We start from the raw sequence: 20,789 nt of genomic DNA, 5'->3' as shown, positions 1-20,789 counted from the left end.
AACCTGTTTCCCCGCGACCCCACCAACCAGCAATTCAGATCACTTGCCGTACGAGACCGCCCGCGCGGTCATTCGTTCGTCTCGACCTCGAACAGGTCCTCGAACTCGAACGGTGCGAGCGCCTTCAACGCCCCGCTGATGAACCGCGCACCAGGCCGCAGCTCGCCGTCACGGGCACGTTTCACCGTCGATCGGTTGAGCCCCATCGCCTTGGCCAACGCGTAGTCCGAGTGGAACCCTGCCAACCGCACAGCCTTGGTGAACGCGTCATCGCGCAGCCTGACCGTGTACCTCGGCTCACCCACGCCGCAGCCGACACGGACCACGGCCACCGCCGCGCTCTCGGACCCACTCGACTCGACCGCCTGCTGGCGCTTGCTGTGAACAGCCGCCGCGTCGGCGAGGGCTTGGGCGATCTTCTTGCCCTTCTCCCAGTGCTGCTCCGCGAGGAAGACCGCCTCCCGCTGCCGCCCACGATCGGACTCGGCGACCCGCCGGTACACCTCAGCCGCCCGGAAGTGAAAATCCCGCCAGTCCGCGCGCGTCGCCTCAATCGAGGGCATCACCTCGACCAACGCGTCATGAGCCGCCCGAAGCGTCGTCGCCGATCCCACCGCCGACCACAACTCGTCCAGGGGACTCACTCCCACTCATCCCCCTCCACACCCAGCGCAACGCCGCCCTGCTTCAACGCCGAACGTAGCCTGTTGACTGAATCCCGCTCGACCACCAGAACAGCAGGGAACGCCTTACCGAAACGAATCTCCACCCGGTCCTCGAACGCCACCGGGTATGCGCGAATCGGAAGATCATCAGTCACGTGGAGCCGCACCATTTCGCCGCCCATGGGGTCACGCAGCCTTGGCAGCGGACTTGACGACGACCGGCTTCATGCCCGAGGCCCGCAGGCTGTACCCGAGCTTCGCCCGGCACCGATGCCGCTCACCCCCGTGACTGCCCCGGCACGCCTTGTCGTCAATCCACGGCGTCACCGTCAGCCCTTCGAAGATCACCGGCCGCACGTCCGTCCCCGGAATGGCCTCCGGTGGAACCGGCTGGTGAGGTGCCGCGATCTTCACCGTCACCACGGCGTCCGTCTTCCGCTCCGCCGCCTGGTCGATCACCAGGACCGACCAGACCAACAGGCCGGTCTCCTTGTCCGTCTCCTGCTGGACCGGCAACCCCTTCGCCCGCTCCTCGGCCGACTGGAACTTGAGCACCGGCTCGACACCCATCACCAGCGCGCCACGGGGAAAGACGAAGTCGTGCGTCGCCGGGAGCCTGCTCCCACCACTGATCGCCACAGCCGATCTCCTGTCATCAGCGTCGACTGGACCGTCGGTCCAGCACCTTGACACCAACCACTTTCGGCTGATCAGCAGGACGCATGCACCGCATAGCGGGACTTCTAAGGACGTCCTTGCTAGCTTAAAGACGTCCCAAGTCGTCACAACGGGGGTACACATGGCCAACGAACGCCTACGAGAAGCCCTGCTCCGCAACGGTCTGAACCTCGACCACATCGCCCGAGCCACCAGCGTCGACCCCAAGACCGTCGAACGCTGGATCACCAAGGGTCGAGTCCCCTACCCTCGCCACCGCCACACCATCGCCTCGATGGTCCGCGAGACCGAGAACTACCTCTGGCCAGACGCTGTAGCCGCGGACCGCAAGGCCGAGATCGCCGAGTCCGAGGTGGTCAAGGTCTACCCCCACCGCAACAACATCCCTGCGGACCTCTGGGACCGACTCCTCAACGACGCCACCAAGCACATCGAGGTGCTCTCTCTGGCCGCCCTCTTCCTGGTCGAACGCCCGACCTTCGCTAAGGAGCTGCGCCGCAAGGCCGAACAGGGAGCCAAGATCCGTCTCCTCTTCGGAGACCCCGCAGGCCGCGAAGCCGCCCGCCGCAGCGAGGAAGAACAGCTAGGCAAGGGCACAGTCGCCGCCCGCATCCGCAACGCCCTGGCGTTCGTCCGCCCGCTGGTCGACGTCCCAGGCATCGAGGTCCGCCTCCACAAGACGACCCTCTACAACTCCGTCTTCCGCTTCGACGACGAGATGATCGTCAACACGCACGTCTACGGCTTTCCCGGAGCCCACGCCCCAGCCCTCCACCTACGCCGACTCTCCGCAGGCGACCTCTTCGAGACCTACTCCGAAAGCCTTGAGACCGTCTGGGCCAGCGCAAAGCGCGCCACCTTCTGACAAGGTCGAACCATGACCCGGACCGACTACCTCAACGACCCCAACGCCCCGAAGCCCAACAGCATCCGGGTAGCCGTCAGCGCCATCGTCCAGGACTCCACCGGCCGCCTCCTCATGATCCGGCGCACCGACAACGACAAGTACACCATCCCCGGCGGAGGCCAAGACGTCGGCGAAACCCTCGCCCAAGCCGTCGTCCGCGAGGTCGAAGAGGAGACCGGCATCCACGTCGAGGTCACCGGGCTAGTCGGCCTGTACTCCAACCCCAACCACGTCATCGCCTACGACGACGGCGAGGTTCGCCAGGAGTTCTCCATCTGCTTCCGCGCTCAACCCATCGGAGGCGAGCTGCGCACAAGCAGCGAATCTAAGGAAGTCCACTGGGTAGAGCCCAACCGCCTGCCCGACCTCGACATCCACCCGTCGATCCGCCTACGCATCGACCACGGCCTCAGCAACCGCGCCGAGCCCTACTTCACCTGACCTCAACCCCAGCGGCCCTCAGCCGCGCCTCCGTGCGCTCCACCGCAGCCACCAACTCAGGCTCCGCCTGACGGATGAAGACCGACACCAAGTCTTCCGGCCCGTACCGCGCCTGAATCTCCGCGATCCGCTCACGCACGCTGGTCACGTCGCCATCCGGCCCGGTCGTCATGTCGGCCCACCACAGCGCATCCCGCAGCGGTGTCCCTTCATCCACCCAATGCGCCAGCTCAGCCGAGCAACCTCTCAGCTTCGCCTCCCGGTAGGCGCAGGAGTGGTGAGCCACCAGCGCACACAACCGTTCTGGAAAGCCCTGCCGTTCGAGACACCGAGCCCCATCAATCGGATGAAACCCAGTCATCGCCACCTCGGGTGCATACCCCACATCGTGAAGGAAAGCAGCCGACTCAAGTAGTTCCGCATCAGCTTTGAGAAATAGACATGCGGCCAACTCGGCTCGTTTTGCAACCCCTTGGACGTGAGACCAACGGGTCGGCAACGTGACCGCGAGCGAGTCGTACGCCAAGTTCTTTGCAGTCGCCTGAAGTGACATTTTCACTTTTACATTCTACGACACAACGGCCGAACGGAGACCGCTATAGATCCTGTCGGCAATCTCGCTCGCCCCGTCCACAATACCACCCTTACGAATCCTGTCGTCGAGTCTAACCTGCACGCTAGGCTTGACCCCAGGAACTACACATACTTCAATCAAACCACCAGTTCGATTCGAAGGTGCAGCAGTCCAGCGTTGCAACCTGTAATTTTTGTTCCTTACAGCAAAAAACAACGATGGGTATCGAACCACATTCTCCCGAGGATCGTGGAGATTGAGGCTACAAAAGCCGATCCACACCAACAGGTCGCTCACGCCATTGCCGACCAGGAAAAACCACATATTCCCAGACTTGTCCGCCTTCGTCAGCTTCCAGAACGAGTCCTCATCAAGGCGATAAAAATCTTCGACGGTCAAATTCCTCACGCGCAGCTCACCGAACAGACGCGCCATAAAGTTATTGAACACCGCCAGCCAGGAGCTGTAAATGTTCCGACTGCGACCATTGATCTCATCACCGATTAGACTGCGCACGAACCCTGGCTTGCCCATGTCCCGGGCGAAACGCTTCTCGGCTTTAATAAAAATTCCAGCCAAGGGAAATATGTCGCCAGCCACATCGCTGTGCGCCAACGCGTCGATGTATTCCGTACGCTCCGTATTATGCTTAATGATCGCAGGTGGAAGACCATTGCGAGCGAAGATAAGGTTGACTAGGACTCGCGCGAGCCTGCCATTTCCATCTTCAAACGGGTGAATATGCGTCAGCCAAGCATGCGCGATGGCGGCATGCAATGTTACAGGCATACCGCCATGATCGCGCGACAACCAAGTACTAAAGTCGCGCATTTCCGCTGGCGTGTCGATCGGCAAGGGCGGTTCGTGGGTTCCCTCGCCACCAATCCTTACATGATAGCGCTTATACCTTCCGGCAAATTCCTCGCCAGACGTTATGAGAGCGTGCATGCTTCGGATATCCGACTCGGACAACGGCCGACCGTCGGCAAGTGTGGAGACATAACTTTCGGCAAGAACCTTCGCACCGTGCAATCCCAATACATCAATCAGATGCTTGTCACGCTTCATGCCTACATAGAGCATTCCTTTCATGAGGTCTTTATCGACAAGCGCAGCATCCGGAGATTTCAGGATTTCACTAGTACGGGCGAGCGATGGGCCAAGATCCTCCAGTTTGTTACTCTCGTAGATTTCGCGCGTTTGCCTGTTCACTGCGTAGTCGATCAAAAATCCTTTAGCTTGAATCTCACGCGAAGCGGCCTGCACTTTCTCGCGAACTCGCCGTTCGGCGTCAAAAAGAACGTCGATCTGCTTGTCAATGTCCGAATCATCGGGCAGCGAGTAGGGGCAACCTTGGAGGTCGACGACCGAGCTCACACGCACCACACCCTTTACTGGCGCTTAGTGCGCCCGACATCACCGGTAAGTCTAGTCACTGCTTGCCGAATTGCGCTCTACAGGATCAAGGCGCGCGCCGTCTCAGGCGGCGCGCGGCACAGCCCGGCACACGTTGGCACCGACTCCCCGCATCACGGCACGCCGGGCTCCCGCTTCGCTCCGCCCGTCGGCCGTGCGCGGAGTCGGTGCACGTGGCTGGGATGGCGGCCACTGCACTGACGGGCACAGCTCGTCGTGGTTTTGGCAGTTCGCTAGTCGGGACGATCGCGCGGTTATTCGGCCTGGTCGGGCTGGGCACGGCGATCGACTGCCGCGACGGCTTCGCCGCCTTGCCATCGCTCCGTCAGTGCTTGTCACGAGGCGGGTTCGGATCGTTCCCCTTCGGCGAGGTGTCCCGGGAGCGAATCCGTCCATCACGACCGTGGGTGATCGCGTCCCCACCGGTGTTGGCGACGATCTCTCGCGCACGTGCTGTGGCTTCTGCCTGCGTGTCGAAGTGAGCGCTCGCCCGCGCGGCATCCGGCTTGCGGACGTCCCAACCACCCTCGGGGTTGGGAACCACGTGCCGGTCGTTGTCACCCATGACGCCTCCTCGGAGCATGGACCAAGCGTTGGTAGTCCAATCGACGCCGGAGGCGCGTGCGCTACTCGAACGGGGTGCTCTTCACCCAAACGGCCGTACTGACTGACGGCATTCTGTACATGGCAAGGGGCCGTCCGGCAGGTCAGGACGGCTTCGCAGTTGCTCGATGGAGCACAACCAGGCCCAGGTCCGCTCGTCACGTCGCGTGCGATTAGCGTGCTATTAGACCAGGTCAATGAGGGTCAACAGCGGTCAACTGCGGCTGGGGCGAGAGCTGGTCAGGCGCAGTGGGCTGGGGTTGACGCCGCACTTCCAAGCTGGTCATGCGGGTTCGATTCCCGTCACCCGCTCCAGCTTGTTCTTCCTGGTAGAGCCCTTGCGGACCGTCCCACGTGGACGGTCTTTTGCTTTTGCCGGACCCTGGTTGCTGTCGACGGGGCCGGCCCGGACGGTGGCTTGGTGGCGGTGGCCATTTGGTTGCGCACATTGGCCGTCGGTGGGCCGCAGAGCCCGATCCGACGTGCCGAAGCAGGTGAGCTCATCATGGGACCGTGCGCCTGGAGCAGATCGTGGTGGATTGCGCCGACCCCGCACGGCTCGTGCGGTTCTGGGCGGGGTTGCTCGGTGGGGTGGCCGTCGAACGCGAGCACGGGTGGGCGCACGTCGTGCCGCCCGGTTGGCCGCGCATCTCCTTCCAGCCCGTGCCCGAGCCCAAGTCGGTGAAGAATCGGCTGCACCTGGACATCGACGTCGACGACATCGCCGAGGCCACGCAGAAGGCCACCGAACTCGGTGCCACGGCGCGGGGTGACGTGCAGACCGACGAGCAGGGCAGCTTCCAGGTGCTGCTCGACCCCGCGGGCAACGAGTTCTGCTTCGTCCGGCCGCACGGCCGCTAGGACGTCACCGCGCGCCACAGCGCCTCGCCCAGGCGGATCGCCAGCACCACCATGAGGCAGCCGATGGCGAAGCTCACCAGGCACCTCAGGATCACGCGCAGCTTCGTCACGCCCACAGTGTGCTCCCCGAACGGCCGGGAATCAGCCGGTTGCGGCAGCGACGGCGGCACGCAGCGCGCGCACGACCGCGACGTCACCCTCCACCGACACGTGCTCCTCCCCCACGCGTCCCCACAACCACAGGTCCACGGCCGACGACGACCCGCTCACCACCGCTGCCGGCTCGGCCCCCGGGCAGTAGTCCACGATCCCCTCGTGCAGCGCCACGGTCCACTCCCGGCCGGGCACGCGCAGCGCCACGGCTCGCCCGGACGTGTGTGCCCCAGGTGGTTGGTGGCACCCCAGCCACAGGTGCAGCACCTCGTCGATGCCGTCGGCCGCCAACCCCGCTTCCAACGGCTCCGCCACACCCTGAGCGGCCTGCGCGTCGACCCGGTGCACGGCCGTCTCGTGCGCCATCCGCCGCAGCCAGAACCCCAGCGTCCGGTCCCACGGGCACCACGTCGCCGCGGGTTCCGCCGCACGTCCCGGGTCCAGCACGGCGAGCAACGACGCCACCCCGGCCCGATACCAGTCGACGGGATCGGCGTCACCGGGCGAGAACCCCGCCCCCGCCGGACGTGCGCCGCGCGCGATCCACGTCGCCACCAGCCGGTGGATCGAACCGATGTGCACGAGCAGGTCACCGACCGTCATACCGGGGCACGCGGGCACGTCACGATCAGGTGGTGCGGCAGCGGCCGCCACCGCCAAAGCCTCCGCTTCGACGCGGAGCGCGCTCGCCAGTGATTGGGCGTCCATCGACGCAGCATCGCCGAACGAACCACCCGGACGCGACCCCGAATTTCCATCGCGCCCGACCGGCGACCGGCGTATGAACGATGCCATGGCGCTCACCCTCCGCACCCTCACCGCGGCCGAACTCGCGGAGTTCCAGCGGGTCCTCAACTCTGCGTTCCTCTCCGACAGCGTGGACGACCAGCTCGAACGGTGGCGCGACCTGTTCGAGCCCGAACGGCACCACGCGGTGTTCGACGGTGACGAGCTCATCGGCGGCGGGGGCATCCAGAGCCGGGAGATCACGGTGCCCGGCGCCGGCCCGAAGCCGGTCGCGGCGGTCACGTCGGTGGCCGTGAAACCGGGCCATCGCCGCCGGGGCGTGCTCACGCGCGTGATGCGGGCCCAGCTGCACGGCCTGCACGAAGAGGGTCGTGAGCCGATCGCCGCGCTGTGGGCGTCGGAGGCGGCGATCTACCCCCGGTTCGGGTACGGGCTCGCGGCCGAGTTCACCCGGCTCGACGTGCCGCGCGGCGCGAAGTTCCGGCCGGACGTCTCGGTCGACGCCGAAGGGGTGCGCGAGGTGTCGCGTGACGAGGCCATGCCGGTCATGAAGGCCGTGTACGAGGAGCTCCGGCCGGGTCGGACGGGGTGGCTCAGCCGCACGGACGCCAACTGGGACTACCACTTCGCCGACACCGAGCGCGACCGCGGCGGCCTCACCGCCTACCGCTACGCGCTGCACCCCCAGGGCTACGCGGTCTACCGGATCAAGCCGGACTGGCAGGAACGCGGCCCGCGCAACGCGCTGCACGTGCGGGAGCTCGCGGCGCGCACCGACGAGGCGTACGCGGCGCTGTACCGGTACCTGCTGGACCTCGACATGGTGGGCGAGCTGAAGTTCTACACCGCGTCGGACGACCCGATCACGCACCTGCTGGACGACGCGCGGCTCGCGTTGCGCGGCCGGTCGGACTCGCTGTGGGTGCGCCTCGTGGACGTCGACCGCGCGCTCACCCAGCGCCGCTACCTCTCGGACGTGGACGCCGTGCTGGAGGTGGCGGACGAGTTCTGCCCGTGGAACGCGGGCCGGTGGAGGTTCACCGTGAAGGACGGCACGGCGACCGTGCAGCGGGTGGACGACGACCCGGACCTGCGGCTGGACGTGCAGGCGCTGGGCGCGGCGTACCTCGGTGGGACGAAGCTCGCGACGCTGGCCCGGGCCCAGCGGGTGAGTGAGGTCACCGAGGGTGCGCTGAACGCCGTGTCACATGCGCTTTCGGGTGATCGCGACCCCCACTGCCCGGAGGTGTTCTGACCTTTTCGGGAACCTCGGCCCGACGCGCGGCGTTTTCCGGGCATCAAGCACCGGGAGGGTCGATGACCACCACGATCGTGTTGCTCGTGCTGCTGGTCCTGGTGGGTGCGGTCTGGTACTCCGCCCGCTCCGCCGCCGAGAAGCGCCGTCGCGAGCTGGAGGACGCCCAGGCCGAGGCACGCCGTTGGGTGGAGCGGCTCGGCGGTCAGGTGATGAACCTGACCGGCACGGACGTGGCCTCGCAGCAGGCGCTGGCGGACGCCTCGGAGCGGTTCACCGCGGCCGGCTCGCAGATGGAGCAGGCGCGCACGGTCGAGCAGTGCCGCCTCGTCACACAGACCGCGATGGAGGGCCTGTACTACGCGCGGGCCGCGCGCGTCGCGATGGGCCTCGACCCCGGCCCCGAGCTGCCGGACCTCACCGGCCAGAGCCGCGCGGGCAAGGTGTCGGAGGAGCGTGACGTCACGGTGGAGGGCCACCGGTACGTCGCCTCGCCGCAGCCGGGCGCGCACACGCCGCACTACTACCCCGGCGGTGTGGTGGCCGGACGTCCGGTGCCGCAGGGCTGGTACTCCGAGCCGTGGTGGAAGCCCGCGCTGGTGGCGGGCGCGTGGGGCTTCGGCTCGATGCTGCTGTTCAGCGCGATGTTCTCGGGCATGGTCGGCGTGCCGGCGGCCGTGGCGGCCGAGGACCCCGGCGACGTGGGCGGTGACGACGGCGGCGATGGCGGCGACGCGGGTGGTGACTCCGGTGACGCCGGTGGCGACTACGGCGGCGACTTCGGTGGCGATTACGGTGGCGGCGACTTCGGCGGGTTCGACATCTGAGGTCACGCGGCCTGGCAGGTCGGGCACCAGTAGAGGTTGCGACCGGCCAGTTCGGCGGCGGCCACGGGTGTGCCGCAGACCAGGCACGGCTGACCGGTGCGGCGGTAGACGTAGACCTCGCCGCCGTGCCGGTCCTGGCGCGGCGCGCGGCCGGTCACCTCGGGCAGGTGCTCGGGTCGCACGGTGTCGATGCGCCCGACCTTCACCCCGGCGCGCATGAGCACGACCAGGTCGTGCCACAGGTCGTCCCACAACGCCCGGTCGACCCGGTTGCCCGGCACGAGCGGGTGGACGCCGTGCCGGAACAGCACTTCGGCGCGGTAGACGTTGCCGACGCCCGCGAGCACGGTCTGGTCCATCAGCAGCACGGCGACGGACTGGCGAGACCTCGCGATCCGCGCGTAGGCGAGGTCGGGTTTCGCGTCACGGCGCAGCGGGTCCGGGCCGAGGCGGGCGCGCAGCGCGGCCACCTCGACGTCGGTCAGGATCTCGCACCGGTTCGGGCCGCGCAGGTCCGTCCAGTGGGTGGGTCCGGACAGCCGCATCCGCACCTGGCCGACCGGTTCGGTGACCGGGTGCGGCGACTCGGTGAACGTGCCGTACAGGCCCAGGTGGACGTGCACGGTCGCGTCCGGCCCGTAGACGTGGAACAGGTGCTTGCCGTGCGCCTCGGCGCGCTCGAACAGCCGACCGTCCACAAGGGAGGCCGGGAACCTGCCCTGCGGGCTCGACACCCGGACGGTCGAGCCCGCGTAACGGCGTTGGTGCAGCTTCGCCAGCCGGTGCAGCGTGTGACCTTCGGGCATTACGGCAGGGCCGGCGCCTCGCCGGTGCGCTCGTACTCGCTGAGGATGCCGATGCGGCGGGCGTGCCGCTCCTGGCCGGAGAACGGGGTGGACAGGAACGCCTCGACGATCGCGAACGCCTCCTCCGTGGTGTGCATCCGGCCGCCGATGCCGATGAGCTGGGCGTCGTTGTGCTCACGGGCGAGCTTCGCGGTCTCGACGCTGTAGGCGAGCGCGGCACGGGCACCGGGCACCTTGTTCGCGGCGATCTGCTCGCCGTTGCCGGAGCCGCCGATGACGATGCCCAGGCTGCCCTCGTCCGCGACCACGCGGCGGGCGGCCTCGATGCAGAACGGCGGGTAGTCGTCCTCCGCGTCGTACACGGCCGGTCCGACGTCGACCACTTCGTGGCCCGCGTCGGACAGGTGCTTGACGAGGTGGGTCTTCAGCTCGAAGCCCGCGTGGTCCGATCCCAGGTAAACGCGCACGTCAGCAAGTCTGCCATCCTTGGGCGGGTGTTCGGACAAGAGGGCTGCCGGCTGCGGCTGGAGTGGGGTCCAGAGGGGGTCGCCGCGCTCGGGGAGCAGTGCGCGGTGCTCGTGATCGTGGACGTGTTGTCGTTCTCCACGGCGGTGGACGTCGTGGTGGCGCGGGGTGGGGCCGTGCGGCCGGTGCGGTGGGCGGATCGGGCCGCGGCGGCGCGGCCGGCCGACCCGTCGTGGGAGTTGCGGCCGTCGTCGCTGGTGACGGTGCCCGCGGGGACCGAGTTGGAGTTGGCTTCGCCGAACGGCGCGACGTTGTGCTCGCTGGCGTCGGCGACGGGGGCGGTCGTGCTGGCGGGGTGCCTGCGCAACGCTCGGGCGGTCGCCGCGGCTGCTCGCGAGTTGGCGGAGGGTGGGCCGATCGGTGTCGTGCCGGCCGGGGAGCGTTGGGGCGTGAACGTGGTGGAGAGCGCGGAGGCCGGACCGCTGCGGCCCGCGGTCGAGGACCTGCTGGGGGCGGGCGCGATCATGTCGTCGCTGCTCGGCTACGGCTCGGCTTCGGTGGAAGCGGCCCTCGCCGCGGAGACCTACGCGTGGGCGTCGGTGGAGGACGTGGTGGCGGGCTGCGTGTCGGGCCGCGAGCTGATCGCCGCGGGCCACGCCGATGACGTCGCCCTGGCCTCCCAGGTCAACGTGAGCACCGCCGTCCCCCGCCTGACCAACGGCCTCCTCCACGCGTGAGTCCTACGTTCAGAACGCGAGAGTCCTACGTTCGCGACCTCCGAGTTCAACGCTCGGCCGACCGACCGGTATGCCGAGTGTTGAACTCGGGGGTGCTGGACGTAGGACTCTCGCGACGTGGACGTAGGACTCTCGCGGGGGGGTTAGCGTTGGATGGACTTCAGTTCGGTGAATTCGGACAGGCCGTGGGGGCCGAACTCGCGGCCGTTGCCCGACTGGCGGTAACCGCCGAACGGGGCGCTGGTGTTGAAGGCCGCGCCGTTGATGTCCACCTGGCCGGTGCGCAGGCGCTTCGCGACGGCCAGGGCGCGTGACGGGTCGGCGGAGAAGACCGCGCCGCCCAGGCCGTAGATGGTCGAGTTCGCGATCCGCACGGCGTCGTCCTCGTCCGCGTACGGCATCACGGACAGGACCGGGCCGAAGATCTCCTCCTGCGCGATCACCATGTCCGGCGTGACGTGGCCGAAGACGGTCGGCGTGACGAAGAAGCCCCGGTCCAGCGGGCGGGACGGGCCGCCCAACGCGAGCTTCGCCCCTTCCGACGTGCCGCGCTCGATGTAGCCGACGACGCGGTCGCGCTGAGCGGCCGAGACCGCGGGACCCATGCGCGTCGAGGGAAGAGCGGGGTCACCCGGCTCGTACTTGGCCGCGGCGGCGACCGCGACCTCCAGCGCCTCGTCGTGCCGGGAGGCGGGCACCAGCAAGCGCGTCCACGCGCTGCACGCCTGCCCGTTGTTCATGTACGCGTTGCCGACGCCGATCTTCACCGCGCGGGTCAGGTCGGCGTCGTCCAGCACGACGTTCGCCGACTTGCCGCCCAGCTCCAGCGCCACGCGCTTCACCGTTTCGGCGGCCAGCGCGGACACCCGCCGACCGGCCCGCGTCGACCCGGTGAACGACACCATGTCCACCAACGGGTGACCGGCCAACGCCTCGCCGACCACCGGACCGGTGCCGTGCACGATCGAGAACACGTCCGGCGGCACACCGACGTCCGACAGCACCGAAGCGAGCAGGTCGGCGGTCAGCGGTGCCAGCTCGCTCGGCTTGAGCACCACCACGTTGCCGGCCGCCAACGCGGGTACGACCTTGGCCACCATCTGCTGCAACGGGAAGTTCCACGGCGTGATGGCCGCGACCACGCCGATCGGCTCCCGCAGCACGAGCGAGTTCCCGATCTGCGACTCGTCGAAGAACCCGGCCTCCACCGCGTCGGCCACACCGCGCGCGATGCCGATCGGGTTCGGCACCTGCACGCGCGAGGCGAACGTGATGGGCGTGCCCATCTCCGCCGTCATGGTGGCGGCGAACTCGTCGGCCCGCGCCTCCAGCGCGTCGGCCACCGCCCGCACGAGCGCCGACCGCGAGTCGACCGAAGTCCGCGACCAGGCCGGGAACGCGGCGGCAGCCCTGGTCACGGCCGCGTCCACGTCACCGGCCGTACCCGAGCGGACCGTGCCGACGACCTCTTCGGTGGCCGGGTTGACGACCTCGATCACTGCGCACTCCCCGAGAACGGTGTGACACTCCCAGACGAAACGTGCCCCAGAGTGTCACACCGCAGGCGTCAGGAGAAGTCCAGACCCCCGGTCCGGGTGCGCTTGAGCTCGAAGAAGTACGGGTAGCTCGCCAACGCCCGCGCGCCGTCGAACACCTTCACCGCGTCCTCCCCGCGAGGGATCTTGGTGAGCACGGGCCCGAAGAACGCCACGCCGTCGATGTGGATGGTGGGCGTGCCCACGTCCATGCCCACCGGGTCCATGCCGCGGTGGTGGCTGGCCCGCAGCTCCTCGTCGTGCTCGTCGGTGTGCGCGGCCTGCGCCAGCTCGGCGGGCAGCTTCACGTCCTCCAGCGCCAGCTTGATGGCCTGGTCGTAGTCGCGGTCACGGCCCAGCCCCTCGTTGTGGATCCGGGTGCCGAGCGCGGTGTAGAGGTCGCGCAGCACGTCGTCGCCGTGCGCCTTGGCGGCGGCGATGGCCACGCGCACCGGACCCCAACCCCGGTCGAGCATCTCGCGGTAGTCGGCGGGCAGGTCGCGGCCCTCGTTGAGCACCGACAGGCTCATGACCCGGAAGTTCAGGTCCAGGTCGCGCTGCTTCTCGACTTCGAGGATCCACCGCGACGAGATCCACGCGAACGGGCAGATCGGGTCGAAGTAGAAGTCGACCTTCGTGCGTCCCTCTGTCGACATGCGGTGTTCCCTCCGTGGCTGTTCGTGAGCGGGTCTGCCAGGTACGGCACTCCCATGGTGCTCAACCGGCCGACCGCACGCAGTCTTCCCTCGGACGCCAGTCCACTTCCGGGCGTCCCACGTGATTGGATGCGACTGTCGTGTTCACCGACTCGACACCCTTTCCCGTTCCGACGACGTCGGCGCCGAGGTCCCGTGGCGCCGGCAGACGAGGTGACCAGTGGCGGCACCCAACCTCACCCGCGACCAGGCGCAGCAGCGGGCCGCGCTGCTGGAGGTCGATTCCTACCGGATCGAGCTGGACCTGACCGACGGTGGCGGCAAGCCCGGCTCGGACACGTTCCGCTCGACCACGACGGTCGCGTTCCGCAGCCGGACGCCCGGCGCGTCCTCGTGGGTCGACATCGTGGCCGCCAATGTCCACCGCGCCGTGCTCAACGGCCACGAGCTGGACGTCTCCTCGTACCGCGAGGAGGACGGCGTCCACCTGCCCGACCTGGCCGAGGTCAACGAGCTGACGATCGAGGCCGACTGCCGGTACATGAACACCGGCGAGGGCCTGCACCGCTTCGTCGACCCGGTCGACGGCGAGGTGTACCTGTACTCGCAGTTCGAGACGGCGGACGCCAAGCGCATGTTCGCCTGCTTCGACCAGCCCGACCTCAAGGCGGTCTACGACCTCACCGTGACCGCGCCGCACCACTGGAAGGTCGTCTCGAACGCGGCGATCGAGTCCACTGTGGACGCCCCGGGCGGCGCGGACCGGCACGTCTTCGCCACCACCAAGCCCATGTCGACGTACCTGGTGGCGCTGGTCGCCGGCCCGTACGCGGAGTGGCGCGACGAGTTCCGCGACGGCGACACGACGATCCCGCTGGGCATCTACTGCCGCGCGTCGCTCGCGCCGCACATGGACGCCGAGCGGCTGTTCACCGAGACCAAGCAGGGTTTCGGCTTCTACCACAAGGCGTTCGGCGTCACCTACCCGTTCGGCAAGTACGACCAGTGCTTCGTGCCCGAGTTCAACGCGGGCGCGATGGAGAACGCGGGCTGCGTCACGTTCCTGGAGGACTACGTCTTCCGCAGCCGCGTCACCCGCTACCTGTACGAGCGCCGGGCCGAGACCGTGCTGCACGAGATGGCGCACATGTGGTTCGGCGACCTGGTCACCATGCGCTGGTGGGACGACCTGTGGCTGAACGAGTCGTTCGCCACCTGGGCGTCGGTGCTGGCGCAGGCCGAGGCGACCGAGTACCGGCAGGCGTGGACGACGTTCGCCAAGATCGAGAAGTCGTGGGCCTACCGGCAGGACCAGCTGCCGTCCACGCACCCGGTGGCCGCCGACATCCCGGACCTCCAGGCGGTCGAGGTCAACTTCGACGGCATCACCTACGCCAAGGGCGCGTCGGTGCTCAAGCAGCTGGTGGCCTACGTCGGGCTGGAGAACTTCCTGTCCGGCCTGCGGGTGTACTTCGGCAAGCACGCGTGGGGCAACGCCACGTTGGCCGACCTGCTCAACGCGCTGGAGGAGGCGTCCGGCCGCGACCTGTCGTGGTGGAGCGCGCAGTGGCTGGAGACCACCGGCCTGAACCTGCTGCGGCCCAAGTACTCCGTCGACGCCGAGGGCCGGTTCACCGAGTTCGCCGTGCTCCAGGGTGGCGCGCGCCCGGGCAAGGGCGAGCTGCGCACGCACCGGCTGGCGATCGGCGTGTACGACTCCGACGACTCCGGCAAGCTCGTGCGCACGCACCGCGTCGAGCTGGACGTGTCCGGTGAGCGGACCGAGGTGCCCGAGCTGGTGGGCGTGCCGCGGGGCAAGCTGGTGCTGGTCAACGACGACGACCTCACCTACTGCACGATGCGGTTGGACGCCGACTCGCTGGCGTCGCTGATCGACCACATCGCCGACATCGCCGAGCCCCTGCCGCGCACGCTGTGCTGGTCGGCGGCGTGGGAGATGACGCGCGAGGCCGAGCTGAAGGCGCGCGACTTCGTGAACCTGGTGCTCGGCGGCCTGCACGCGGAGACCGAGGTCGGCGTGGTGCAGCGGCTGCTGCTCCAGGCGCAGACGGCGCTGTCGTCCTACGCGGACGTGTCGTGGCGCGACGAGGGCTGGCGCAGGTTCACCACCCGGACGTTGGAGCTGGCCCGCGCCGCCGAGCCCGGTTCGGACCACCAGCTCGCGTTCGTGAACGCCCTGGCCGGTTCGGTGCTGGACCCGGCGACGCTGGAGGTCGTGCGCGGCTGGCTGGACGGCACGGACGTGCTCGACGGCCTCGACGTGGACACCGACCTGCGCTGGCGGCTGCTGCACGCGCTGGTCGCCCACGACGCGGCCGGCCTGGACGAGATCCGTGCCGAGGAGGAGCGCGACCCCACCGCCACCGGTCACCGCAAGGCCGAATCGGCGCGCGCGCTGCGGCCGACGATCGACGCGAAGACCGAAGCGTGGGACCGCGCCGTGAACGACGACGAGCTGCCCAACGCGGTGTCGGAGGCGATCATCGCGGGCATCCAGCACCCCGGTCAGAAGGCGCTGCTCCAGCCGTTCGTGGCGCGGTACTTCGCCGACGTGGCCGACGTGTGGGAACGGCGGTCGAGCGAACGCGCGCAGTCGGTGGTCGTCGGCCTGTTCCCGTCGTGGTCCATCTCGAAGGAGACGGTCACGGCGGCGGACGAGTGGTTGGCCGAGGAACGGCCGCCCGCCCTGCGGCGACTGGTGTCGGAAGGCCGTGCGGGCATCGTGCGCGCCCTGGCGGCCCAGGAGTTCGACCGGTCCTGAGTGCTCGCGGTGCGGAGGCTCCAGGTGAACGGGGCGGCGCTTCAGGCGTCGCCCCGTTTGCCGTCCGGGGCCGAGCGGTGGTCGCGGTCGTAGGCGTCTGCCCAGCGGGCGAACACGTCACGTGACTGGGCGGGGGTGAGCACCAGGCTTTCGAGTTGGCTCATCTTGTCCTCGTACGCCTGGACCGCGGTCGGGTCGTCGTGGAACACGGTGGCCGCCTCGGTCTCGGCGTAGGCCAGGGACTTGACCGGCGCCGTGAACGTCAGCAGGGTCGCCGAGTGGCGCAGGGCCGTGTGCGAGGCCGCGCTCATCGGCACGATCCGCAGGCTGATCTGCGCCCACCCGCACATCAGCGTGAGCCGCAGCATCTGGTCGCGCATGACCTTCGAGTCGCCGACCACGACCCGCAGCGCCGCCTCGTGGATGTAGATCACCGTCTCCGGGCCGCCCGGCCTGCGCAGCGTCTCCTGGCGGGCCATGCGGGCCTCGGTCGCGCCGCGGTCCCTGGTCAGCGCGAACGCGTAGTCCTCGGTCTGCGCCAGGCTCGGGATGACCAGCGGCTCGTAGGTCGTCAACGTGCGGGCCGCGTGCTCGTGCAGGGACAGCGACGTGAGCGTGTCCGGCCACGGGTCGTGCCGGCGCAGGAAGTTGCCCAGGTCGACCTCGCTGGCGATGGCCAGGATCCGGTCGCGGGTCGCCTTGTCCGCGCCGCAGCGGCCGAGCAGCGTGCCGATTTCCCACGGGCTCGTGCCGCGGGTGCCGGTTTCGAGTTTCGACAGCTTGCCCAGCGACCAACCCAGGGCGTCGGCGAGGAAACCGGACGACAGCCGGGCCCGGTGCCGGACGCGGCGCAATTCCTCACCCAATTCACGGCTGCGGGCGGTGCTCAGGCGGGCAGCCGGCTTTTCTTCAGACTCCATAACATCCTTCGGACGCGCATTCGGCCAGGGTCGCGGCGGGTGGGGGCGCTGCGCGGTCCTCGCGCGCTCCACCACCCGCCGCGCATGTCCGACCAGTGTGCGGGCTGGTCGGGAGCTCTGTTGCACAACACTGTGTCCGGCCCGCAACAACCGGTCAATACCCTTTTCGAGCGAGAGACTTGACCACCGGTCCCGCTTTAGTATGCGTTGCATGAACCGCAATACCTCGAAAGCCATCGCTTTGGGTGCGCGCCTGCGCAACGCTCGAAAAGCGAATAACTTGAGCCAACGCGCACTCGGCGAGAAGATTGGCGTCGCACATTCGTTGCTTTCGCGCAACGAAAGCGGTCAACGCGTCGTGACCCGGGCCGAGGTCATCCGCATCCTCAAGCCGCTCCAACTCCCCGATCGGGAACGCGAAGAGATCCTGGAGATGACCGACGACCCCGGCGGTTCACCCCTCGCGGTGATCGAACTCCCCGAGCGCCGAGCCCAGATCGCCGCTTTGGTGGAGGTCGAGCAGATGGCCCAGGAGGTGGTGAGCTGGTCGCCGCTGGTCATCCCGGGGCTGCTGCAAGTCAGCGCCTACACCCGCTCGATCATGGAGGCGGCCGAGATGCCCGAGGCGGAGATCGCGACCCGCGTCGCGGTCCGGATGGGACGGCGTGACGTCCTCACCCGCCGCAACCCGGTCCGCTTCACGGCCCTGATCGGCGAGGCGGTGTTGAAGCAGACGATCGGCGGCCGCGAGGTCATGGCCGAGCAGTTCGACCACCTGCTGATGATGAGCGCGCACGAGAACGTCGAACTCCGGATCGTGCCCTCGGCCACCGGGTGGCACGCGGGTCTGAACGGCGCTTTCCACCTGATCAAGTGCAACGGGACCTCGTTCGTGCACCTGGAGAACTCGATCAGCTCGGTGTTCGTCCAGGAGCCTGAGTCGGTAGCCGGCTTCGAGGCGTCCGTGCCAAGGTTGCTGGAGGTCGCGATGAGCGCGGAGCGGTCCTTCGAGGTCATCGCGAGGGAGGTGCGGACGACGGGAGTCGCATGACACTTCGGTGGAAGAAAGCCAGCAAGAGCGTCGAGAGCGGCTCTTGCGTCGAGGTGGCCAACCACCTCGGCGCGGTGCGGGACAGCAAGAACCCTGAGGTCGTGCTCGGGATCAGCCCAGGCCGGCTCAAGGCGTTCGTCGAAGCGCTCAAGTCCCGGTGAAACGCGAAGGCGCGACGTTAGGGCAGGAGTCCATGTCTCTTCGGTGGAGGAAGTCGAGCAAGAGCGTCAGCGATGGTGCCTGCGTCGAGGTGGCCAACCACCTCGGCGCGGTGCGGGACAGCAAGAACCCTGAGGTCGTGCTCGGGATCAGCCCAGGCCGGCTCAAGGCGTTCGTCGAAGCGCTCAAGTCCCGGTGAAACGCGAAGGCCCCGGCGTGGTGCGCCGGGGCCTTCGGTTCGTCGTGCGTCAGACGTGCTTGGGAGCCTGGCCCGCCTGGTCGGCCAGCATCCGCAGGCCGCTCACCAGGCCGCCGGCGAGGTCGCCCTCCTTGAAGGACGCGACCATGCTCATCACGGCGAGCTTCGCGCCGCGGTCGGCGATGCGGCGGTGGGACTCCTCGCCCGTCACCACCTCGACCCGGCGCTCACCGGGCGATACGGCGATCAGCACGGCGTGCGTCGGGCGCGGGGTGCTCGCGTGCAGCTCCTCGGCCTTGAGGCGGGAGTCGGAGCCCAGTTCGCCGAGGTACACGCTGAAGTCCAGGCCGGTGGTGCGGCTGGCCAGCGTCAGCGCCTCGTCCAGGCTCGCGAGCTGCACCGGCGTGAACGGCAGGCTCGGCGCGTGCGGCTCGTACATCTTCGCGGCGGAGATCCGGCCGCTGTTGGTGACGGCCGCGCCCATCGGCAGGTCCGACGGGTCCACCTCCGCCCTCGTCAGCTCACCAGTTGCCACGGGCACCTCCCTTGGCGGTCCGGCCCTCGACCGGCTCCGTGACGGCCTGGTGCGCGCCGCCGGGCAAGCCGCCGGGGTTCGCGGTCCACCAGACGGGGGCGTAGTTCCACTCCTGGCCGGGCCGGTACCGCTGAATGCGGGTGGCCTTCGGCCTCAGCGTCAGTAGCGTGATCACGCCGTAGATGGCCAGCGGGATCAGCGCGAAGACGAGCACGGTCTCCACGATGGTCACGGCGGTTACGGTAACCGATCGTCCTGGTCAGGTCGGGGTGAGGGCACCGTTTCCGCCCGGCGCGGCCCCGGTCCGACTGTGAACGCGGGCCCGACCGGGCGGCCGGGGATCACGCGTACGGCGGTGACCACGTCGTGGAACCCCCGCGAGCCCGACGACGCCGCCGCGACCGGCCTCGGCACGTGGCATGCCCGCTGTGATCTGCCCGACCTCTACCTGCGACGACGTCACCGTCAGTGTCCATCGGCGCTGGATGCACTAGCTCCGGCGCTCGATCGTCGCAGTGCGTACACCCGGACGGCCTTCCCCCGGACGGTGGCGAATGGCGGCCGGTTTGGCGTCTTGTCCTGGGCCCACTCGGCTTCTAGCTTTTCACCTGTACGGGTCTTGCGCATCCGATTCCGGAGACCAATTCCCGCCCGATGAGTCTCGGAGGACACGACATGTACACCATGAACCTCGTTCTGGTCGCCGCCCTCACCCTTTCGTCGTACACCCAATCGGAGCAGAGCGTTACCACTGTTCAGCCCCGGTCAGTGCTCGCCGAGTCGGTGCGCATCACCTCCGTGGACTCCGTCCGGCCCACCCCACAGGGCTCCGTCCGCATCACCGACGCCACCGACGGCTCGGTCCGCATCACGGCGCCGGGGTCGGACTCCGTCCGGATCACCGGGTCGGGCACGGACTCCGTGCGCATCACGATGGTCGGCTCGGTCCGCATCACGTCGGGTTCCGTGCGCATCACCGAAGACCGCGAGGACGACGTCCTGGCGGCGTGAGGGGAAGAGGTCTCGCTAAGCCGCGGGCTCGCCGAGGTAGGGCAGCCACAGCGGGTCGGCCTCGGTGACGCCGGCCAGCAGCCGCCAGTGCGGCCCGCGGGGCGCGTTCGGCACCACGCGCAGGCGCCAGCCCAGCTCCGAGAGGAGCTTGTCGGCCTTGCGGTGGTTGCACTTCGCGCAACACGCCACGCAGTTGGTCCACGAGTGGGGGCCGCCGCGGCTGCGCGGCACGACGTGGTCGATCGTCTCGGCACGCCCGCCGCAGTACGCGCAGCGGTACCGGTCGCGGTGCATCAACCCGGCCCGGGTGAGCGGCACCCGACCGCGGTAGGGCACCCGCACGTAGTTCGCCAGCCGGATCACCGACGGCACGACCACCTCGGACGTCGAGGAGTGGACCACGGCCCCGGCGGGGTCGCCGTGCACGACCTCGGCCTTCCCGCACACCACGAGCACCACCGCGCGCCGCAGCGGCAGCGCGGTGAGCGGTTCGAACGTGGCGTTGAGCAGCAGGACCTTGCGCCTGCCCCAGGGCAGCGACACGGGGGCCGGACCGGCTCCCCGCCCGTCGGCCACGGCGTGCACGGCGTTGACCGCGAGCTGTTTTTGGCCGGACGGGACCGACGACGCGATCCCGGCGTTCACCAGGGCGCCGATCGGGGTGGGTTGTCGGTCTGGCACGCGACCACCTCCACCGGTTCAGCCCTAGCAGACCACAGATCGACCCCAAAAATCACCTGTGATATGTGACGTGTCACGAAGCCGCGACCAAAACTTCGGTGAACACACCCCTATCGGAGATGGTT

The 20,789-nt window shown here is 68.5% G+C and carries 26 protein-coding genes; 11 read left to right on the top strand and 15 right to left on the bottom strand.

Features of this window, described 5'->3' with window-relative positions; genetic code table 11:
• Positions 1-68: 68 nt before the first annotated feature.
• Genes LZG04_RS42290 through LZG04_RS01860 form a run of 3 tightly spaced genes read right to left on the bottom strand, consistent with a single transcriptional unit; the run spans position 69 to position 1,304 of the window.
• Positions 69-614: an AMED_5909 family protein gene (locus LZG04_RS42290; RefSeq protein ID WP_308198912.1), complete on the bottom strand. Its 546-nt coding sequence runs from the start codon at positions 612-614 to the stop codon at positions 69-71.
• A 26-nt stretch (positions 615-640) separates the two neighbouring features.
• Positions 641-847 (bottom strand): hypothetical protein, encoded by a 207-nt coding sequence (locus tag LZG04_RS01865; RefSeq protein WP_233812493.1) that lies wholly within the window; start codon positions 845-847, stop codon positions 641-643.
• Between the two features lie 4 nt (positions 848-851).
• Positions 852-1,304, bottom strand: a complete 453-nt coding sequence (locus LZG04_RS01860; RefSeq protein ID WP_233812492.1) for a hypothetical protein — start codon at positions 1,302-1,304, stop codon at positions 852-854.
• 160 nt (positions 1,305-1,464) lie between these two features.
• On the opposite strand from LZG04_RS01860, the gene LZG04_RS01855 reads away from it, so the two are divergent.
• Positions 1,465-2,208, top strand: coding sequence for a DUF5919 domain-containing protein (locus tag LZG04_RS01855; protein WP_233812491.1), 744 nt, complete (start codon positions 1,465-1,467; stop codon positions 2,206-2,208).
• A gap of 12 nt (positions 2,209-2,220) precedes the next feature.
• Positions 2,221-2,691, top strand: coding sequence for an NUDIX hydrolase (locus tag LZG04_RS01850; RefSeq protein WP_233812490.1), 471 nt, complete (start codon positions 2,221-2,223; stop codon positions 2,689-2,691).
• Here the strand turns inward: LZG04_RS01850 and LZG04_RS01845 are convergent.
• The 3 genes from LZG04_RS01845 to LZG04_RS01835 form a co-directional block, all read right to left on the bottom strand.
• A complete protein-coding gene (locus LZG04_RS01845) occupies positions 2,684-3,244 on the bottom strand; it encodes an HD domain-containing protein (protein WP_233812591.1) in 561 nt (186 codons plus the stop codon). The genes LZG04_RS01850 and LZG04_RS01845 overlap by 8 nt on opposite strands.
• Before the next feature lie 15 nt (positions 3,245-3,259).
• Positions 3,260-4,642, bottom strand: a complete 1,383-nt coding sequence (locus LZG04_RS01840; protein ID WP_233812489.1) for a Fic family protein — start codon at positions 4,640-4,642, stop codon at positions 3,260-3,262.
• Between the two features lie 364 nt (positions 4,643-5,006).
• The gene (locus tag LZG04_RS01835) at positions 5,007-5,246 is read right to left on the bottom strand and encodes a DUF2188 domain-containing protein (protein WP_233812488.1); all 240 of its coding nucleotides are present in this window, start codon (positions 5,244-5,246) and stop codon (positions 5,007-5,009) included.
• Positions 5,247-5,797: 551 nt separating this feature from the next.
• Here LZG04_RS01835 and LZG04_RS01830 point away from each other — a divergent pair.
• Positions 5,798-6,145 carry a VOC family protein gene (locus LZG04_RS01830; RefSeq protein WP_233812487.1) on the top strand — a complete coding sequence of 116 codons (348 nt, stop codon included), beginning with the start codon at positions 5,798-5,800 and terminating at the stop codon, positions 6,143-6,145.
• A 141-nt stretch (positions 6,146-6,286) separates the two neighbouring features.
• Here the strand turns inward: LZG04_RS01830 and LZG04_RS01825 are convergent, their stop codons facing one another.
• Positions 6,287-7,006, bottom strand: a complete 720-nt coding sequence (locus tag LZG04_RS01825; RefSeq protein ID WP_233812486.1) for a maleylpyruvate isomerase family mycothiol-dependent enzyme — start codon at positions 7,004-7,006, stop codon at positions 6,287-6,289.
• An 85-nt stretch (positions 7,007-7,091) separates the two neighbouring features.
• Here LZG04_RS01825 and LZG04_RS01820 point away from each other — a divergent pair, with 85 nt between their 5' ends.
• Together LZG04_RS01820 and LZG04_RS01815 are read left to right on the top strand one after the other, a co-directional pair.
• Positions 7,092-8,300, top strand: a complete 1,209-nt coding sequence (locus tag LZG04_RS01820) for a GNAT family N-acetyltransferase (RefSeq protein ID WP_233812485.1) — start codon at positions 7,092-7,094, stop codon at positions 8,298-8,300.
• Between the two features lie 62 nt (positions 8,301-8,362).
• Positions 8,363-9,127: a hypothetical protein gene (locus LZG04_RS01815; RefSeq protein ID WP_233812484.1), complete on the top strand. Its 765-nt coding sequence runs from the start codon at positions 8,363-8,365 to the stop codon at positions 9,125-9,127.
• A gap of 2 nt (positions 9,128-9,129) precedes the next feature.
• Here LZG04_RS01815 and LZG04_RS01810 read toward each other — a convergent pair whose 3' ends face one another.
• Together LZG04_RS01810 and LZG04_RS01805 are read right to left on the bottom strand one after the other, a co-directional pair.
• Entirely contained in the window at positions 9,130-9,933 is an 804-nt protein-coding gene (locus LZG04_RS01810) for an Fpg/Nei family DNA glycosylase (RefSeq protein ID WP_233812483.1), read from the bottom strand.
• Positions 9,933-10,400, bottom strand: coding sequence for a ribose-5-phosphate isomerase (locus tag LZG04_RS01805; protein WP_233812482.1), 468 nt, complete (start codon positions 10,398-10,400; stop codon positions 9,933-9,935). Before LZG04_RS01805 ends, LZG04_RS01810 begins: the two co-directional genes overlap by 1 nt.
• A 27-nt stretch (positions 10,401-10,427) precedes the next feature.
• Between LZG04_RS01805 and LZG04_RS01800 the strand changes: the two genes are divergently transcribed.
• On the top strand, positions 10,428-11,135 hold the full coding sequence (locus LZG04_RS01800) for a 2-phosphosulfolactate phosphatase (RefSeq protein WP_233812481.1): 708 nt from the start codon (positions 10,428-10,430) through the stop codon (positions 11,133-11,135).
• A 143-nt stretch (positions 11,136-11,278) separates the two neighbouring features.
• Here LZG04_RS01800 and LZG04_RS01795 read toward each other — a convergent pair whose 3' ends face one another.
• Together LZG04_RS01795 and LZG04_RS01790 are read right to left on the bottom strand one after the other, a co-directional pair.
• Positions 11,279-12,634 (bottom strand): aldehyde dehydrogenase family protein, encoded by a 1,356-nt coding sequence (locus LZG04_RS01795; protein ID WP_233812480.1) that lies wholly within the window; start codon positions 12,632-12,634, stop codon positions 11,279-11,281.
• Positions 12,635-12,702: 68 nt separating this feature from the next.
• Positions 12,703-13,326 carry a disulfide bond formation protein DsbA gene (locus tag LZG04_RS01790; RefSeq protein WP_233812479.1) on the bottom strand — a complete coding sequence of 208 codons (624 nt, stop codon included), beginning with the start codon at positions 13,324-13,326 and terminating at the stop codon, positions 12,703-12,705.
• 220 nt (positions 13,327-13,546) lie between these two features.
• Here LZG04_RS01790 and pepN point away from each other — a divergent pair, with 220 nt between their 5' ends.
• Positions 13,547-16,108, top strand: coding sequence for an aminopeptidase N (gene pepN / locus LZG04_RS01785; protein WP_233812478.1), 2,562 nt, complete (start codon positions 13,547-13,549; stop codon positions 16,106-16,108).
• A 41-nt stretch (positions 16,109-16,149) separates the two neighbouring features.
• Here pepN and LZG04_RS01780 read toward each other — a convergent pair whose 3' ends face one another.
• A complete protein-coding gene (locus LZG04_RS01780; protein WP_233812477.1) occupies positions 16,150-17,028 on the bottom strand; it encodes a helix-turn-helix transcriptional regulator in 879 nt (292 codons plus the stop codon).
• A gap of 211 nt (positions 17,029-17,239) precedes the next feature.
• On the opposite strand from LZG04_RS01780, the gene LZG04_RS01775 reads away from it, so the two are divergent.
• The 3 genes from LZG04_RS01775 to LZG04_RS01765 are packed head-to-tail and all read left to right on the top strand — an operon-like array spanning position 17,240 to position 18,437.
• Entirely contained in the window at positions 17,240-18,079 is an 840-nt protein-coding gene (locus LZG04_RS01775; protein WP_233812476.1) for a helix-turn-helix transcriptional regulator, read from the top strand.
• Positions 18,076-18,240: a DUF397 domain-containing protein gene (locus tag LZG04_RS01770; RefSeq protein ID WP_233812475.1), complete on the top strand. Its 165-nt coding sequence runs from the start codon at positions 18,076-18,078 to the stop codon at positions 18,238-18,240. Before LZG04_RS01775 ends, LZG04_RS01770 begins: the two co-directional genes overlap by 4 nt.
• Before the next feature lie 32 nt (positions 18,241-18,272).
• Complete coding sequence (locus LZG04_RS01765; protein ID WP_233812474.1) at positions 18,273-18,437, top strand: DUF397 domain-containing protein; 165 nt, start codon at positions 18,273-18,275, stop codon at positions 18,435-18,437.
• A 49-nt stretch (positions 18,438-18,486) separates the two neighbouring features.
• On the opposite strand, the gene LZG04_RS01760 is transcribed toward LZG04_RS01765, so the two are convergent.
• Positions 18,487-18,972 (bottom strand): DUF5130 family protein, encoded by a 486-nt coding sequence (locus tag LZG04_RS01760; RefSeq protein ID WP_233812473.1) that lies wholly within the window; start codon positions 18,970-18,972, stop codon positions 18,487-18,489.
• A complete protein-coding gene (locus LZG04_RS01755; RefSeq protein WP_233812472.1) occupies positions 18,959-19,204 on the bottom strand; it encodes a hypothetical protein in 246 nt (81 codons plus the stop codon). Before LZG04_RS01755 ends, LZG04_RS01760 begins: the two co-directional genes overlap by 14 nt.
• A 443-nt stretch (positions 19,205-19,647) precedes the next feature.
• Here LZG04_RS01755 and LZG04_RS01750 point away from each other — a divergent pair, with 443 nt between their 5' ends.
• On the top strand, positions 19,648-19,983 hold the full coding sequence (locus LZG04_RS01750) for a hypothetical protein (protein ID WP_233812471.1): 336 nt from the start codon (positions 19,648-19,650) through the stop codon (positions 19,981-19,983).
• Between the two features lie 15 nt (positions 19,984-19,998).
• Here LZG04_RS01750 and LZG04_RS01745 read toward each other — a convergent pair whose 3' ends face one another.
• Positions 19,999-20,664, bottom strand: coding sequence for an HNH endonuclease (locus tag LZG04_RS01745; RefSeq protein WP_233812470.1), 666 nt, complete (start codon positions 20,662-20,664; stop codon positions 19,999-20,001).
• Positions 20,665-20,789 lie beyond the last annotated feature (125 nt).

The organism is Saccharothrix sp. S26 (genome assembly GCF_021390395.1).
In the GTDB taxonomy this organism is placed as follows: Bacteria; Actinomycetota; Actinomycetes; order Mycobacteriales; family Pseudonocardiaceae; genus Actinosynnema.
Note: the sequence above shows the minus strand (reverse complement) of the source record. Positions and strands in the feature narration are given on the sequence as shown.